The following is an 18,894-nucleotide window of genomic DNA, read 5'->3' on the forward strand; positions in this document are numbered from 1 at the left end:
CAGAATAGAAATATTCTTTTTTTGATTATTGTAATAATTTTAATTTAATGAAAACATAAAAAATCAGAGATTGGATATCATGCTATGATTAGGGATAAATTGATAATAAAAAGATTATAATATATTAATAATAAATAAACTTGATATCTCTATTATCAACTAAAGTACTGTTAATTTTTTTAAAATTACTACGTATACTTAGCAGTATACTTATTAATGAAATATTAAGATAATATAGTATATTTATACTAAGTCTGAATTTAGTGTAGTTATCTATCTAGAGTAGACTAAATTCTTAAGATAGTTCTTCTTAACAAGAAATGTTACGATTCACTATCATTATAAAATAATCCAAAAAAAAAACAGATATCAAGCAGAAATTAAACTAGCTATATATGAAAAATTTAAAATAAAATAAAAGATAACGAGTTAAAAGACTAAAATCGTTAAGATAAAGATAATAATATTCACTATGTTGTATTATATCTTACAAAGTTTTGGATTATTTATCCAAAAATACTTAGTCTGTCATAGACTATGACTATTCTAGTGATGTTAACGTATGTATTAATATTTTTAGAGAAATCTTACTATTAAAATAGTATGAAGTATTTTATTAGCTAGTATATTATTTTAGTGAAATAACATAGATATTTCTATTAGAAATATCTATCAATTTTTAATTAAACAATATAATTCTTATACTAATTACCTATAAAACATAGATTAATTATATTTTATATAATAACTAAATAAAATTTATAAGAACATATATTGATCTAAACTTTATGATTTTGTAGCTATAATACATAAACATATGAAATATATTATTAACTTAAGCGATTAATCTGAAATTTTTTAAATTTCGAATATTCGATATATCATATCATTGTATAATTCAATTAAAAATCATAGCGCTCAATGAATATTATTAGAATTATATTCTTTATGTGAATGATTTTAGTTATTATCGACTATAATACTATTAGATAAATTCACCAGTTCGCTATTTCTTATAGAAATAGCGAGATTGCACTCAATCACAATATTATTTCTATGCTGAGTTTTCAGTATAAAATAATAGGTTTTATATTAGTTAGTATTATAAAATTAATAAAATAATTTTTTATTTACAAAATTTATTGACTAGATTCATTAATTCTTCTGCTGTTGGTTGAGCTAATGCTTCCTCTGCTAATGCTTTGGCAGCATAAAAATTAGTATTACGAATAATTTTTTTAATACGTGGAATAGAAATAGCATTCATGCTAAATTCATCTAGTCCCATTCCTAACAGAAGTGGTGTAGCACGTTCATCTCCTGCTAGTTCTCCGCACATACCGGTCCATTTCCCTGCAGAATGAGATACATCAATAACTTTTTTAATTAAAATTAGTACTGCCGGAGATATAGGGTTATATAAATGAGAAATCAATTCATTACCGCGATCTACAGCAAGAGTATATTGAGTTAAATCATTTGTTCCGATACTAAAAAAATCAACTTCTTGTATAAGATGATGTGCAATAACTGCTGCAGCTGGCGTTTCTACCATTACTCCAACTTCAATATTTTCATCAAATTGTTTTCCTTCTTTATGTAGTTGGCTTTTTAGCATTAATAATTCCTGTTTTAGGATGCGTATTTCTTCTACCGAAATAATCATCGGATACATAATCCGTAGTTTTCCGAATGCTGAGGCGCGTAAGATAGCGTTTAGCTGAATACGTAATATTTCTTTACGATCAAGACTAATACGAATAGCTCGCCATCCAAGGAATGGATTATCTTCTCTTGGCAAATTCATATAAGGCAAATCTTTATCACCACCGATATCCATGGTTCGAACGATAATAGAACCAGTAGATATAGATTCAGCTACTGCTTTATAAGCTTGAAATTGCTCTTCTTCGCTTGGTAAAGAATCGCGATCCATAAATAAAAATTCAGTGCGATATAAACCAATTCCTTCTGCACCATTATATTTGGCACTAGCAATATCACGAACGGTACCGATGTTAGCACAGACTTTGACCTTATGGCCATCAGGTGTAACTGCTGGTATATTTTTTAATTTTACTAATTCGTTTTTCTCATAAGTGTATTTATTTTTTAGTATTTTTAACTCTTCAATTATTGTTAGTTCTGGATTGATATAGATTTGGTTATGAATAGCATCTATAATTAAATAATCACCGTTGATAACTTGGTGAGTAATATTACCAGTACCGACAATAGCCGGTAGCTCGAGTGAACGTGCTATAATAGACGTATGGGAAGTCTGTCCACCTACGTCAGTGACAAAACCTAGTACTTTATCAATATTTAGCTGTGCAGTTTCTGAAGGTGTTAGATCTACTGCTACTAGTATAACTTCTTCATTAATAGTACTAAGATCAATGATTGGCATAGCCAAAATATTACGTAGTAAACGTTTACCAATATCACGTATATCTGCAGCGCGTTCTTTAAGGTATTCATCATTTAATTCTTCCAACGTTTTAATTTGTTTTCTAATTACAAAAGAAACTGCGGCATCCGCACTGACAAGATCCTTTTTGATAAGCGTTATAATATCATGTTCAAGTTCTTCATCTTCCAATAACATAATATGACTATCAAAGATAGCTTTTTTTTCTTTACCGAAAGTTTCGCCTGCTTTTAATTTAATTATTTCTAATTGCGCGGAAGCTTTAGCACGTCCAGTAAGAAAACGTCTAATTTCCTGATCAACCTGGTCCAGAGTAATCTTTTCCCGGTTAATAATAATCTTATCTTCCCTTAATAATAAAACTTTACCAAAGGCAATGCCAGGTGATGCTAAAATTCCTGAAATCATAACTGACCTTACTAATAATACATGTTAACTTTAAAGACCAAATTGTATGTTATTCAAGTTCTTCTATTAATTTAGCTAAATATTCTACTGCTTTTTCTTCATCATCACCTTCCGCAGAAATAGTTATAACAGTATTTTTTATTAGACCTAGAGTTTGTAGTTTGAACAAACTTTTAGCATTTGCTTTTTTGCCATTAGAGATTATTGTAATTTCAGAATGAAATCCTTTTGCTTCTTTAACAAACTGAGCAGCGGGACGAGTATGCAGACCGTTATGAGCAGTAATTATAATATCTTTCTTATACATTTTATTTCCTTTATTTATTAGATAATATCAGTCTTTTAAAGACAAGTTTAGTCTGAAAAGACTATTTTAGCCTATATATTTTTCAATAAAATATTACTAAAATAGTATTTTTTGCATATAAGGAATAGGATTACTATAGTATTTATTGGCTATAGTTTTATTTGATGTATACTTTTTGTTCTTTCTGATATCTATATTTATAATAAAAGATCTTACATAACTAGTTCCATCTATTCAGATAGATAGATAATGATTTATTTATAGATAACTAGATTATTGTATATGAACGAACTTATCTATTATTATGATTAGAAAATAATTCAAATCGTTTATAATATTTTCTTTAATTTGGAAATAACATCTCTTTTATATTATTTATTAATACAAATTGATTTCAAAATTTTTATAAAACTTACGGTAATCGATATTTATGATTTTTTAGCGCAATCAGTTTTTAGTTTCGGTTAAAACAATATATGATGCTACATGATGTTAATGTTGCTACTAAGTAGTATTTTTAGTAGTTCTATTTTTAGATTTTTAGCATAATAAAATGTGGTATTCTACACTGAAGTTATAATTAATGTAAGATCTTTTATATTTTTAATATATAACTATTATCGATATAATTTAAATAGAATAACAGAATAAAACTAATAGTCAGTCTATTATTTAATAGCTAATACAGTATTATTTGCTTATGTTTTTTTTCAAAAAGTGTTATTACATAGATCATTAAATTTATAATTACTACATAACATAGTTAGAATTTAAGTAATGAGAAAACTACAATACTAGTATTTTAACTAGTTATTATTTGGAATAAAATACAGCGTTATTAAAATCAGCATCTATAGCATCCAATATAGCATCCAACTATCTAAACTAGTTAAAAAATGAACAATATAAACTACTATATTAAATTATCTCATTTTAGTGTTATTTTCGTTATTTATATCTTGATATACATAAGATATAAATACAATTTTCTATATTAATAATAAATATCTTTTTAAGATATTTATTATTTTTTAAAAAATAATTAGAACAAACTTTTTATTTTTATTTATATAGTAATATGTAATTAAAAAAATAAAAAGCTAGTATATAATACTACAATTGCAAATATGATGTTATATTTGTATTGTCTTTATATCAACTTATTATCTATTTTTTAAAATCAACGATATGAAAATGAGTGATATTAATAATCTGCTATTAGTAGTTGCCAATAAAATTGCTATACTCTATTACTTCTATTACTTCTATTACTTCTATTACTCTATTATCATTTATTGACGTCTAAAGCTAATTTTAATATGTATGATTCCAATAGTAGAAAAAATGCAATAAGAGTATTAAATAAAATTAATTCAGAATAGTATAAAAAATAAACAAAAATTAATATTCAGTAGCTATATGATTACTTCTTATTATATGTTCTATATTAATAAGAAACGAATAATGATTAAAAAGTATTAATTATTTTCTCAGTATTATTAATAACAGACTGATGTTTTTAATTTAGTTAATATACACAAAATCTATACATTCAAATTAGATAATATGATTAATTTTTATACACATAAATATCATAATTATTATTATAATGATATGCCAATATAGTTTACTAATATAGTGACATCTATTAGAACTATAAATATACTCTATATTAAAAGTTATAACGTTTTCTGATATGACATTATTATGTTCAACATCGTTCGTTAGATTTTTCTACTAATGGTGTATTATGGAACAGATTGAAAAACGTATTTTAAAATTGCGTAAGCAATTACAACACTGGGAATATCTCTATTATTCAGAAGCTACTCCTGAAGTAACTGACAGTGAATATGATTTAGTTATGGCGGAGCTACGCATGCTAGAAGCCAAACGGCCAGACTTGCTAACTATCGATTCTCCTAGTCAACGTATTGGTGGACAGGCACAAAAAAAATTTAGACGGGTGCATCATGATTTTCCAATGTTATCACTAGATAATGTTTTTGAAGAAGCAGGTTTTCTATTATTTGATAAACGAGTGAGAAAAAAACTTAATCATGATAAAGATATAACCTATTGTTGTGAACTAAAACTAGATGGTTTAGCAGTTAGCTTACTGTATGATAATGGTAAGTTAATACGTGCTGCTACTCGCGGCGATGGTACTATTGGTGAGGATATCACTGCTAACGTACGTACTATACGAACAATTCCATTGCAATTGAAAGATCACGGTAATCTACCAAAGATTATGGAGATTCGAGGTGAAGTATTCATGTCAAAAGCTGGTTTTTTGCATTTAAACGAAACAGCTAAGCGAGAGGGGTACAAAGTTTTTGTTAATCCACGCAATGCTGCTGCCGGTTCATTACGACAATTAAATCCAGAAATTACAGCTAAACGACCATTGATGTTTTATTGCTATGGCGTCGGCCTTATAAAAGAAGGTAAGTTACCTAAAAGTCATTGGGAATGTTTACAGCAATTAAAAGCTTGGGAGTTGCCGGTTAGTAACCAAATCTGCCGTTGTATTGGTAGTGTAGCGGTGCTTAATTTTTATTGGAAAATTAAGAAATTGCGATCATTGCTCGAATTCGATATTGATGGTTTAGTAATTAAAGTAGACTCGTTAGCACTACAACAGCATTTAGGTTTTACCGCTCGTTCGCCGCGCTGGGCTATCGCTTATAAATTTCCAGTTCAAGAACAATTAACCCGTGTATATAACGTAGAGTTTCAAGTAGGACGAACTGGTGTAATTACGCCAGTTGCGCGCCTTGAGCCAATATTAGTTTCTGGTGTTGTTATCAGTAATGCTACTTTACATAACATTAACGAGATTAAACGACTAAGGCTGATGATTGAAGATACAGTTATTATTCGTCGTGCTGGCGATGTCATTCCAAAAATTGTTAGTGTTGTTATATCAAAACGGCCTGCAACAGCGAAAAAAATATCGTTTCCTATGCAATGCCCAGTTTGTGGCTCAAACGTTAAGCAGATAGAAAATAAACCAATATTGCGTTGCACTGCTGGATTAATTTGCGCTGCACAACAAAAGAAAACATTGAAACATTTTGTCTCCCGTCAGGCACTGAATATTAGTGGTATTGGTGATAAAATTATTGATCAACTAGTAGAACGTAAATTAGTAAAAACTCCAGCTGACTTATTTCGGCTGAACAAAAAGATATTCATGCAACTCGATCGGATAGGACCTAAATTGGCACAAAATCTATTAGAAACGTTAGAAAAATCCCGAAAAACAACTTTTTCACGTTTTCTATATGCACTTGGAATACAAAAGGTAGGTAAAACTATAGCAGAAAATCTAGCTACCGCTTATGGAATGCTAGACACTTTGATCGCTGCCGATATTAATTCACTAATGGGTGTAAAGGATATTGGTAATATTGTTGCTATTCACATACGTAACTTTTTTGAAGAAACACATAATATTAAAGTTATTCAGGATTTATTAAGTCCAGAAATCAACATTAATTGGACTGAACCTATGGTCTTACCTATATTAACAAGAGATAATCCTTTTTTTGGAAAGATTATTGTTCTAACTGGAACGCTAAATAATTTTTCTCGGGATGAAATTAAAGATCGTTTGGTTACGCTAGGTGCAAAAGTTAGAAATAGTATTTCTACTAAAACCGATTTACTTATTGTAGGAAAAACAACTGGAGCGAAATTAGCTAAAGCAAAACAATTGAATATCCCAATGATAGATGAAACAAAAATGATATATCTTTTAAGAGGTCATTTAAATGCAATAACAGAAAAGCAGTTCAATAACTAAAAATTAAGCATATATAATGAATGATTTCAAATTCTCGAATAGGAAAAATTAAGTATTGTATAATTTAATATTTTATAACTAAATAGTATTTTACCATCTATAAACCAAAAATATCTTATAAGAAACTTATCTATTAATATAATATATAACTTTTCTCGGAAAAAGAAATAGGTCTGTATTACGATTCTTATTAGATTTATTAGCATTTCGTTAGCTAATATATTAGTTAACGAAATGCTAATAAATATTATAATCGGAAAATACAGTACTGTCTTCCGATCCTTTATATGGTAATTATAAATAAATAACTTACTATGGATTAAGTATTTTAATTTCTATAGAAATCAAATAACCAAACTCGAGATACACGTAATCTCTAACTTCCTAAACTTGTTAGTTAGATATTATTTGAATTTTTAAATGTTACTGATCGTTTTGTCAACTAATAGTCTTACATTAAATAAGAAAACGATATAATTGATGTTACTCTTTTTCTTTATAGCTTCATAACTACTATGTTACCTAAACATTAAAAGTAAAATGTTTTAATGTTTTCTAGCTATCAACTAAATATCATAAATAATGATTTATGCTAAATAAGAATAATATTACCTTTTAATAAAATTATCTGCCAATATAAAGATTGATAGCTACCAATATATTATCTATATTGATTAAATTTTTTATTAAAACCTCAATTATTTAGAATGTATTAATTTAGACGCTAGCTGATAAATCCATATCAATAGTAAAAAATATTTTGTTATCTCTAAATTTCCAATAAAGATCAGATTTCAGATTAATGATATTAATAATTTACATATTATTAGAGATGCTAGAATATTACTCAGCTGATGGCGACATAAGTGTTGCTACCATCAGTGCTTTTATTGTATGTAATCGGTTTTCTGCCTGGTTAAAAACTAGGCTATGGCATGATTCAAATACTTCATCAGTAACTTCTATACCATTAGAAAATCCATATTGTTTTGCAATTTGCTTACCAAGAATAGTTTGGTCGTCATGTAATGAAGGTAAACAGTGTAAGAATTTTACTTGTGGATTATCGGTCTGATTTAGCAAGGTCATGTTGACCTGGTAGGTACGTAAGAGCAATATACGTTCTTGCCATACTTCTTTTTCTTCACCCATAGATACCCATACATCAGTATAAATAAAATCAACTTCCTTTATACCAGCTCTAATATTTTCAGTTAGAGTAATGTTACCACCATTTTTTTTCGCTAGATGTCGACAGATAGTTACTAACTTCTGATCAGGCCAATAGGCACTGGGTGAAATTAATCGTAGATCGAGGCCGGTCATTGCTGCCGCTTCTAATAGAGTGTTACTTATATTATTGTGTGCATCGCCAAGATAAGCTAATTTTATTTGCTGAAAGGTTTTTCCCGGTAAACATTCACGTATTGTAAGTAAATCAGCTAAGATCTGAGTCGGATGAAATTCAGTTGTTAACCCATTCCATACTGGAATACCCGCAAAACGTGCTAACGTTTCAATGATATCTTGTCCATAACCGCGGTATTGAATGCCATCATACATACGACCTAGAACTCTAGCTGTATCTTTAATGGATTCTTTACGACCAATATTGCTCCCATTTGGACCTAAATAGGTTACATTAGCACCTTGATCAAAAGCGGCAACTTCGAAAGAGCAGCGAGTTCTGGTTGAATCTTTTTCAAAGATAAGTAAAATATTTTTGCCAACTAGCAATGGTATTTCGTTACCAGTATGTTTCTGGTTTTTAAGATCGCTAGCTAGCGCTAGAATCTGATTAAGTTCAGCAGAGGTAAAATCCATTAATCGCAAAAAATTGCGTTTAGAGAGTTGATTTATCATTCATTTCTCCTTTATCTTTTTCAGACTCTATAAAACTAGTTAAATTAAAATTCACTCTATATATATAAATATTCAATTTCAAGCGCTAAATAGAAAAATCTTTTATTGCTAGCCGTGAAGATAAAATTACTACTGTATAAAATAGCATTTTATAACTTGATATATTGAAACTATAAAAAATTCATATTTAGTAATTAAAAATCTCTTTTTTTAATTACTGATAATCTACTGAGAGATAATATTTATTTAGATTGCCTTATACTATTGAATATCATTTTCTTTAGATAATTTTATTTTATGGAAAAGTAATAGCTACATTTTCAATTTAAATTATAAAATATTCTATACTAAAAATTTTAACTTAAAGGTTAAACAATTAGTGTTTTGTTATAAAATAACTAAGCTTGTATCGTAAGAAAAGTTCACAGTAAATAAAATAAAATAATTATTACTCCATAGCTACACTATGGATTGTATGACAATAACTGAAGCACATATTTTAAAGATCTAAACGAAAAATGAGGAGAAGAGAGAAAAATTAGATTAAAATAACAAAGATCATTAATCGATAATCTTTTATTTATTTTTAACTATAATAGTAAGCTAAAACATAACATAGATATACCTATTCATATTATAAAATCGTTTTTTACTATTTGCGTTTATCCAATAGATAAACGTGTCTTAACATATTTGTTTAAAAGCAAATATAGCTGATATTATCCATTTTTAATAAAATATGATAGAATACAATTTTCGAATAAAGTAATTCGCAGTTTAGTAAGAAAAATTTTTTTAATTTATTTATTTATAACTATGCATAGTATAGTTTATGTACAATACAGTATAAAAGTTAGTTGGAAACCTAATAGATAGTCATCAATATAATATTGTATACATAGTATCTTTAGTATCTTTTATTAAAGAAATAATTATGAATGTATTTACGATATAAATGTTTAAAAATAAAATTAAAAAATTCAATATAATAACATAGTTTAGTATGAGAATGTAACTAAAATCTACTCAGTTTTAAATATGCTAAAATAGCTATTACTTACATGAAAAGTAGTGCTAGATAATAATACATGACAAATAGTATGGCTAGTTCACGTAATAAAATCACATAATCAGCTTACAAATCAGCGATAATCGCATGTTCTTCCAGTAATCTTATTTTAGATTCTTGATAACTTTTCAGCTTATTACGCTCTTTTTCTACTATCCACTCTGGTGCATAATTAATAAATTTTTTATTATTGAGTTTAATATTGATATGGCTAATTTCGCTATCAATATGTTTTATTTCTTTTAATAAACGATCCAATTCAGTATCCTTATTAATAATATTCGCCATTGGAATCAATAATTCGGCGTTATCAATAATTTTTGTAATAGAGATCGGTCCTTTATCGTCTCCTAATAGTAGGGTAATATTGTTAATTTGTGCTAAAGCACGCATAAAAACTAAGTTTTCATGCACTAGGCGAGTCACTTTAGGTGACATTTTTCGTAGTAGAACCGACAGTGGTTTATTAGGAGCAATATTCATATTAGTTCGAATAGTACGCACTGCGATGATTACTTTCTTTATCCATTCCAAATCATTGAGTGCTTCAAAATCCGTCAGTGCTGCATTATAAACCGGAAACGGTTGAAGCATCAAAGTACTGTTTTTTTCTCCAGTAAGGATTTTTATCTGCTGCCAAATACTTTCAGTAATAAATGGAATGATCGGATGTGCTAACCGCAGCAATGCTTCCAGTACAATAACAAGAGTATGGCGTGTACCGCGCTTCTCTGCGTTGCTGAAACTACTTATTACTGGTTTGGTCATTTCCAGATACCAATCGCAGAACTGGTTCCAGGTAAACTCGTATAAAATGTTGGTCGCCAAATCAAAGCGATAGTTATCTAATGCTTTACGAAATAACTTCACTGTTTGATTAAATTCTGATATAATCCAGCGATCTGCTAGCGATAGAATTCTTTCACCACCGTGGAAACCACAGTCCTGCTCTTTAGCATTAATTAACACGAAACGGCTAGCGTTCCATAATTTGTTACAGAAATTGCGATATCCTTCTAAACGTTTTATATCCCAGTTAATATCACGACTAGTAGAAGCTAAAGCTGCTAGTGTAAAACGCAAGGCATCAGTACCATACGACTTAATACCGTTAGGAAATTCTTTTTCAGTTCGTTTACGAATTTTATCTGCTAATTGTGGCTGCATCATATTATTGGTACGTTTTTTTATTAAATCATCCAATGAGATACCATCAATTATATCCAACGGATCAATGATATTACCTTTGGATTTAGACATTTTCTTTCCTTTCTCATCAAGGATCAAGCCTGTTATATAAACAGTTTTGAACGGAACTTGTGGTTTGCCATGCTGATCTTTTATGAAATGCATAGTTAGCATAACCATACGTGCGATCCAAAAGAAGATAATATCGAAACCACTTATAATTAGATTTGTTGGATGAAATATTTTTAGTACATTGGTATTTTCAGGCCAGCCAAGGCTAGAAAATGTCCATAGCCCGGAAGAGAACCATGTATCTAATACATCGTTGTCTTGAAGCAGTTTTACTTTATTTCCTAAACAATTCTTTTTGCGTACTTCAGACTCATTTCGACCGACATAGACTTGTCCATCTATGTCGTACCACGCTGGTATACGATGGCCCCACCATATCTGGCGGGAAATACACCAGTCTTGAATATTGCGCATCCAGCTAAAATACATATTTTCGTACTGTTTCGTCACGAACTGAATTTCGCCTTTTTCAACTGCTTTTACTGCCACCTTTGCTAACGGTGCAGTTCGGACATACCATTGGTTAGTTAGCATAGGCTCAATAACTACGCCACTACGATCGCTGTAAGGGAGTACAATAGTGTGTTGTTGGGTATCAACTAGTAGGCCAAGACGATCTAATTCTATCACGATTTCCTTACGGGCGGCTAAACGATCTAAGCCGCGGAAAAACACTGGAATTTCACCTGATACTACATTGCTTGTTTCACCACTAGCATTAAATACCTCACCATCATGACGTATAGTACCATCAAAGGTTAGAATATTAATCATTGGAAGTGAGTGTCGCTTCCCAACTTCGTAGTCGTTAAAATCATGGGCCGGCGTGATTTTAACACAACCAGTTCCTTTAGTTATATCGGCATATTCATCGCCAATAATTGGAATACGGCGACCAATCAACGGTAGAATTACAAACTGACCTATTAAATTTTGATAACGTAGATCTTTCGGGTTTACTGCTATGCCGGTATCACCAAACATAGTTTCTGGACGTGTGGTAGCGATAACAAGATAATCTAGACCATCAACGGTACGTATACCATCAGCAAGCGAGTAGCGAAAGTACCATATAGAACCTTTAGATTCAAAACTCTCTACTTCTAAATCCGAAATTGCAGTGCGTAATTTCGGATCCCAGTTTACTAAACGTTTTCCGCGATAAATCAAATCTTCCTGATACAGCCGTACAAATACTTCTTTCACTGCGTTAGATAATCCTTCATCCATAGTAAATCGTTCGCGACTCCAGTCTACAGAATTACCTAAACGACGCATTTGATTAGTAATCATATTGCCTGATTGAGATTTCCACTGCCATATTTTATTAACAAAAGTATCACGATCATAATCGTGCCTAGTTTTTCTCTCTTCAGCAATGATTTTTCGTTCTACTACCATTTGTGTAGCAATACCGGCATGATCAGTACCCACTTGCCATAAAGTATTTTTACCCTGCATACGCTGATAACGAATTAGAATATCCATAATAGTCTGTTGGAAGGCATGCCCCATATGCAAGCTACCAGTAACATTAGGTGGTGGAATCATGATACAGTAGCTATCTTGGCAGGTATCGTTTTTTGGTTTAAAATACCCATGTCGTTCCCAAGAGTTATATATTGATTGTTCAATATCTTTGTGATTGTATGTTTTGTTCATATATATTGTTAATTACCGCGTTTTGGTAATATAATTGTAGTTAATTGAAATCCAAAATTGCGATATATTTTATAACGGTCGCGCGCTAGTTGTTTTAAAACATTTGAATTTGGTACAAAATCTATTATTTCATGAAAAGCAGAAACAAAATCCGCATAAACTGGTAGCAAATTAATCAACACATCCCGTGGTGTGTTACTCCGGCATTGTGGCCAGCAAAGTTCTATTGGCGCACCATGATTTGGACCTTCTCCTGCTAAGTTATGTGGCACAAAAGCATTGGGATCATGCACCCACATCGCTTCATCGAGCTTAAATGCTTGATCATTCTCCTCACAAGCAATAAGAACACGCTTTCCTTGCCGCCATTTATCAGCTGCTAAATTACAAGCAAGTTGTTCAACGGTAGTTAGACCATTACTTATATCATATTTTTCAATTAGATAAAAAATTACGTTTTTCATATTTTTATTAATGTATTATGAAATTATAGAAAAAAGTTGATATAAAGATTATATATTCATGTAATCATACTTCATTACGGTTAGCTACCACTGTTGAGTCTAGTATGATTGAATAAGGATTGCGACTCAATTAGCACTGAGCGGATTGTAGTATTCTAGCTTTATCGGATCACCAGGAGATATCATTGATGTTTATACACATCTAATTGTGTTGAGTATGAAATAAAATTAGAAAATAACCAACGGTAATTTCAATAAACCAAATTATTAATAATGTTCATTATAATTAGTAAAGAGTTTGATTTCAATTTCTCTTAAAATTTATTTAAGTAATAAGTACTAAATATACTACTTTTATTTTCTCGGTAACTCTTTTAGTTTAAAAGATAAAAGGATCATACTTAATATAAGTACGATAAAATAATACTCCAATAAAATAAATAGGCACTGGTTACCGTTTTAATATCAATAATAATATCAAGATAAAAATACCAGACATAAGCGGTAGTATCGAAAAGAACCAACTATCATCTAATATCTATGTTTAGCTCTTTCAATTATTATGCAAATAATATTCACTATTATATTAAATTCTATCATTATACTTGTAGTATCTTGCATTTATTTTTATTTTATCAATATGCTTATTAAGCTTTAAATAATATCGTCTGCATTAAATATCAAGTTTGTTTCTAACCAGAACAGCAGATATATATTAAAATTATAATTACTTTTATGCTCTCTGAATTAATATTAACGATTTGCTTTACCATCTAATCCTCTTACTTTTCTGAAAAAATTTTATTTATTTCTCAGTCTTTCATATACTATTCACTAATAATATAAAGTTTTAATTGTTTTTTTATAATTGGAATCTAGTTAACACTACTTTTCTAATAAAAATTCGGAATTAAAAATATTTATTAGTATATTATTTAAATTTTTATAGACTTAAAATCAGCAATAATCACTAAACTTTTACAAATCACGTTTTCAATTTTATAAATCATATATATATCAATACAATGAATACTATTTTGTAGTACTTTAAATTTAATTTTATTATTACTGAATAATTAAAAATATAAATTTTATTTTTATCTATTTCTATTACTTAATAAATTTCTAGAATAGGTATTCTGCATTCTTAATACAGATCTCTACTCAAAGAACACGAATTCTATTAAACCTTTATGCTTCAGCATATGAACGGGTCTTAATGACCTACCTATAGTGGAATTTACCTAGTGAGCACTTTTTGATAGAATTAATCAACATAATTTATTTCGGCAGAATACCTAAATATGATCATAATACAATAATAATATTTTTAATATTATTCTTTAATTCGCTAGGAAGAAATAGATCGTTAGTACAGTTATCTTTAATTTTTCGAACTATTTTACAATTAAAACAATGTACTTCAAATACTCATATAATAATATAGACAATGTTGTTATTTTCTTAGCTACCATTTTTATACTATACTAAATATACCTAACTAAGTTATAAAGATAAAAAATCAGAAATATGAAATGAAATTAACTTCCCCATTATCATCCAACTTTTAATCTATCTTTTAATCTATTTTACACTTAAATTTGAACAATAAAAAGAATAGTATCTTATCGTCAATTAGTTCATTTTCATATCTAACGAGAATACTTAGTATTATTATGCTAAATTTAGCAATAAAGGTAGATAGTTGTTTTATATATCAATGAAAAATTAGTAATGCAATCATGAAATTTTCTGAAAAATAAAAAATTTTTAAAAAGTGAAATAAACATGATAATTACTAGGTATCTTGTTCGAGAGGCATTTAAAAGTCAGTTTACTATTCTATTTATTTTGCTTTTGATTTTTTTATGTCAAAAGCTAGTTCGGATACTTGGGGTAACTGTAAATGGAAATATCCCATTAAACCTAGTTTTATCTTTACTTGCATTAAACATGCCTGAAATGATGAAATTGATTCTACCTTTAAGTCTATTTTTAGGATTATTAATAACTTTAAGTCGTATGTACACTGAAAGTGAAATTACAGTTATGTATGCCTGTGGTTTTGGAAAAAATATATTAATTCGTTCAGCGATTTTTCTTAGTTTAATTACTGTGATATTAGCTATAATAAATGTAGTGTGGATTTCACCCTGGTCGTCGCAATATCAGGATATGATTATATCGAAAGCTAAAGCTAATCTTAGTATTGGATCGCTGATCGAGGGGCAATTTAAACAAATAGAAAACGATAATTTAGTTCTATTTGTTAGCAAAATCAAAGATAAATGTTTTAAACATATATTTCTAGTACAGCTTAAACCGAACGATAATATGCGTATTTTCGTAATAGTAGCAAAGCGTGGTTATATAAAACAACGATTAGATGGATCTCAACTAGTCATGCTTGAAAAAGGTACCCTCTATGAGGGAACTGCGTTATTACGTGATTTTCGCATTACTGATTTCAGTAAATATCAGGCAATTATTGGTCGAAGGGTAGTGACTGTAAACAGAACAGATGCTCATCAATTCCTACATAAGTTATGGTATTCCAATGAACCTAAGGCGCGTGCTGAATTACACTGGCGATTTACACTGGTAATATCAGTAGTAATTATGGCGGTAATGGTAGTACCGCTGTCAGTTATCAATCCGCGCCAAGGTCGGATATTGAGCATATTGCCTGCGATGTTATTATATTTAATTTTTTTTCTACTACAAACCGTACTACATTCCAACGATATGAAGGATAAAATTAACTCAATTCTTTGGATGTGGTTGATAAATGCTACATACTTGATATTAGCACTAGTACTAAATTTATGGGATAGCGTACCGATGAAAAGACTTTTCAGATATATTTATAAAAGAAGAATAGCATAATGTTTTATGTGTTAGACCGATATATCGGTAAAATAATATTCAATGATATTATGATGACACTATTCATATTGATATCACTATCAGGTATAATTAAATTTATCGAACAACTGCGAAAAGTAGGTCAGGGTAGCTATTCTATAGTAAGTGCGGGATTATTTACCTTACTCAGAGTTCCCGGGGATATCGAGATTTTTTTTCCGATGGCAGCGCTTTTAGGAACATTGCTAGGATTAGGTTCTTTAGCAACTCATAGCGAACTGGTAGTAATTCAGGCGTCTGGTTTTAAATATATGCAAATAGCTGGTTCAGTGATGAAAACCGCTATACCACTAATACTTTTAACTATGATTATTGGTGAATGGGTAGTGCCAAAAAGCGAGAAAATAGCTTGTAATTATCGTATACAAATGATTTATGGTAACTCTATACTTTTAACCAAAAATGGGCTTTGGGCTAAAGATGGTAACGATTTTATTTTCATTGAACAGGTAGCAGGTAACGGCGATAAGCTAATCGGTATCAACATTTATCATTTTGATCAAGCAGATCGCCTGAAGGCGCTCTGCTATTCCACTATAGCTAAGTATAAAAATGGCATTTGGAAACTATCACAGATAGATAAATTAGATTTAACTAATGACAAGCAAATTAGTAGTCAGAAAATTCTGAACAGCGAATGGAGAACCAATCTTACGCCAGATAAACTTAGAGTTGTCACACTAGATCCAAATTCATTATCTATCTTAGGACTTCACAATTACATTAATTATCTTAAACATAACGGACAGGATTATAAACGTTACCAACTGAATATGTGGAGTAAGATTTTTTCACCATTCTCTATGGCAGTGATGATTCTCATGGCTTTATCGTTTATTTTTGGACCACTGCGAAGCGTTACTATGGGAGTACGAGTAGTTATTGGAATAAGTTTTGGGTTCTTATTTTACGTTTTAGATCAAATTTTTAGACTGCTAAGTCTAGTATATGATATACCGCCTGTATTCGGAGCACTTTTACCTAATATAGGATTTTTTATTATTAGTATTATCGTGTTATTACAGCGTCAATGACGTGTTTAATATTTCTTGGTGAGGTACTGATAAATAATATTATCAACGTTATTTATTAACGCAACTTTAATCTTGTCTTTTTATCTTTAAATTTTAATAGTATTATATTTATTCAAATCAAAATCTTGAACCAAAGAATTTTATTAAAATATTTATTTTTTAATTATATTAACTACATTATTAGATATAAGAATTAGCATATTGGGATATGTAATACTGTTTATCGTTAACTCAAAGTTAAGAGTAATTCTTTCTTTTTTATTTCCGGAAAAACACTCCTATTTGGTTTAAATAAAAATATCTCAGTAGGTTATTTATGCTTCTCTCTTTAAGAGAACATATAAAAACAATAATATGTTAAATAATATTTTATAGAGTAAATATTACAAAATAAAAATCTATTGATTTGAATCATATATATCGTCTATGTAGAGCTTAATATTGTTTAATTTGATTTACGTGTGATTATACATAATTAAATTAATTCTTTAAAGTGATTTTGATATTATTAACTTGTATTAGGTTAATAAATAACCGAAGATTAGTTTAAGATATCTCTATAGAGAGATATTTTTCTTACTAGTAACAAAAAAAGAACAGAACTATTATAAAAGAATAGTTATTAGCTATTATTAACAAATGCTGTTACAATTAAAGACATATTTTATTTGTCAATAATATTAAAACATTATTAGCAATTAAATATTTGGTTTTTAGTAATTTTTTCTTGAAAGATGGATTAGAATTGCACTAGAATTTGTTGGAAGTATAATATATACGTATTTTACTTCTTATTTGATGCCGAAGTGGCGAAATTGGTAGACGCAGTTGATTCAAAATCAACCACCTTTTGGTATGCCGGTTCGAGTCCGGCCTTCGGTATTATCTAAAAAATCAATAGATGGTCGACCAGTATTTTCCTGAGATTTACTATCAGAAAAAACCATAAGATTCAAAACTAATAAAAATTCTCAATTTTTATTAGAATCACTGATTAAGTAACAGTGTAGTTTATTATTATCAATTTGATATTAAATTTCTCTTTAAAAGAGAAGAAAGAAATATTTTTATAAAAATTTTAGCAATTATTGATAAAATAATAATTTCTACTTTTCAGAGAAGATTTATCGTAAATAATAACGCGTAAGATATTAATTCTAGTATTTAGATAGAAGCAAGAGAAATAAGATAAGAATACTAAATTAGAAACATATATCATTAATCTTTTATATTAAAAAAATGAATTAGATTTTTATAAAAATTTTAAATAAAAATACATAACGATTTTAAATTCAATGCTTATTATTTTAATAAATATTGATACACTGAATCTTTCAATGCAAAGATATATCTTTAAACTATTAAAATAATTACAAAAAAATATTTTCTCTATATTTACTTTTCTATAGGAAAATCATCTTACTATCTTATTTTATGAAGTTAGAAAAACAGTCTGATCTTAAACTAAAGTCAAATTCAAAAAAAATGCTATCAGCATAATTAATGAATATCTTGCTATAGAATTTTTTATAGCACATAAAATTAATATCATTTTACGATGAGTAAAATGATAGTTTTATCTAATCACTTAACGCCCAATAACATGATTATATTTTTTGAATATGTGAATATTTTAGTATTTAAAATGTTTTAAAAAATA

At 28.9% G+C, this 18,894-nt stretch carries 8 protein-coding genes and 1 tRNA gene; 4 read left to right on the top strand and 5 right to left on the bottom strand.

What is annotated here, in order from left to right:
- Positions 1-1,126 precede the first annotated feature (1,126 nt).
- Both ptsI and FVIR_RS01925 read right to left on the bottom strand, forming a co-directional pair.
- Positions 1,127-2,839, bottom strand: coding sequence for a phosphoenolpyruvate-protein phosphotransferase PtsI (ptsI, locus tag FVIR_RS01920; RefSeq protein ID WP_067498271.1), 1,713 nt, complete (start codon positions 2,837-2,839; stop codon positions 1,127-1,129).
- Between the two features lie 49 nt (positions 2,840-2,888).
- Entirely contained in the window at positions 2,889-3,146 is a 258-nt protein-coding gene (locus tag FVIR_RS01925) for an HPr family phosphocarrier protein (protein ID WP_067498273.1), read from the bottom strand.
- 1,750 nt (positions 3,147-4,896) lie between these two features.
- Here FVIR_RS01925 and ligA point away from each other — a divergent pair.
- Entirely contained in the window at positions 4,897-6,957 is a 2,061-nt protein-coding gene (ligA, locus tag FVIR_RS01930; protein ID WP_067498276.1) for an NAD-dependent DNA ligase LigA, read from the top strand.
- Positions 6,958-7,800: 843 nt separating this feature from the next.
- On the opposite strand, the gene argF is transcribed toward ligA, so the two are convergent.
- From argF to FVIR_RS01945, 3 genes are all read right to left on the bottom strand, one after another.
- Positions 7,801-8,817, bottom strand: coding sequence for an ornithine carbamoyltransferase (gene argF, locus FVIR_RS01935; protein ID WP_067498643.1), 1,017 nt, complete (start codon positions 8,815-8,817; stop codon positions 7,801-7,803).
- Between the two features lie 1,138 nt (positions 8,818-9,955).
- Entirely contained in the window at positions 9,956-12,811 is a 2,856-nt protein-coding gene (locus tag FVIR_RS01940) for a valine--tRNA ligase (RefSeq protein WP_067498279.1), read from the bottom strand.
- Positions 12,812-12,819: 8 nt separating this feature from the next.
- The gene (locus FVIR_RS01945; protein WP_067498281.1) at positions 12,820-13,275 is read right to left on the bottom strand and encodes a DNA polymerase III subunit chi; all 456 of its coding nucleotides are present in this window, start codon (positions 13,273-13,275) and stop codon (positions 12,820-12,822) included.
- A gap of 1,788 nt (positions 13,276-15,063) precedes the next feature.
- Between FVIR_RS01945 and lptF the strand changes: the two genes are divergently transcribed.
- The 3 genes from lptF (at position 15,064) to FVIR_RS01960 (ending at position 18,116) form a co-directional block, all read left to right on the top strand.
- On the top strand, positions 15,064-16,161 hold the full coding sequence (lptF, locus tag FVIR_RS01950; protein WP_067498284.1) for an LPS export ABC transporter permease LptF: 1,098 nt from the start codon (positions 15,064-15,066) through the stop codon (positions 16,159-16,161).
- The gene (gene lptG / locus FVIR_RS01955; protein WP_067498287.1) at positions 16,161-17,234 is read left to right on the top strand and encodes an LPS export ABC transporter permease LptG; all 1,074 of its coding nucleotides are present in this window, start codon (positions 16,161-16,163) and stop codon (positions 17,232-17,234) included. The genes lptF and lptG overlap by 1 nt, the downstream gene beginning before the upstream one ends.
- A gap of 800 nt (positions 17,235-18,034) precedes the next feature.
- Positions 18,035-18,116 (top strand) — tRNA-Leu (locus FVIR_RS01960).
- Positions 18,117-18,894: the final 778 nt, after the last annotated feature.

The organism is Candidatus Gullanella endobia (genome assembly GCF_900048035.1).
GTDB classification, from domain to species: Bacteria; Pseudomonadota; Gammaproteobacteria; order Enterobacterales; family Enterobacteriaceae; genus Gullanella; species Gullanella endobia.

Excerpts from the sequence above, each read along its gene's own strand:
- FVIR_RS01925 (WP_067498273.1), bottom strand. The coding sequence starts at position 3,146 with ATGTATAAGAAAGATATTATAATTACTGCTCATAACGGTCTGCATACT.
- FVIR_RS01940 (WP_067498279.1), bottom strand. The coding sequence starts at position 12,811 with ATGAACAAAACATACAATCACAAAGATATTGAACAATCAATATATAAC.
- lptF (WP_067498284.1), top strand. The coding sequence starts at position 15,064 with ATGATAATTACTAGGTATCTTGTTCGAGAGGCATTTAAAAGTCAGTTT.
- ptsI (WP_067498271.1), bottom strand. The coding sequence starts at position 2,839 with ATGATTTCAGGAATTTTAGCATCACCTGGCATTGCCTTTGGTAAAGTT.
- lptG (WP_067498287.1), top strand. The coding sequence starts at position 16,161 with ATGTTTTATGTGTTAGACCGATATATCGGTAAAATAATATTCAATGAT.
- ligA (WP_067498276.1), top strand. The coding sequence starts at position 4,897 with ATGGAACAGATTGAAAAACGTATTTTAAAATTGCGTAAGCAATTACAA.
- FVIR_RS01945 (WP_067498281.1), bottom strand. The coding sequence starts at position 13,275 with ATGAAAAACGTAATTTTTTATCTAATTGAAAAATATGATATAAGTAAT.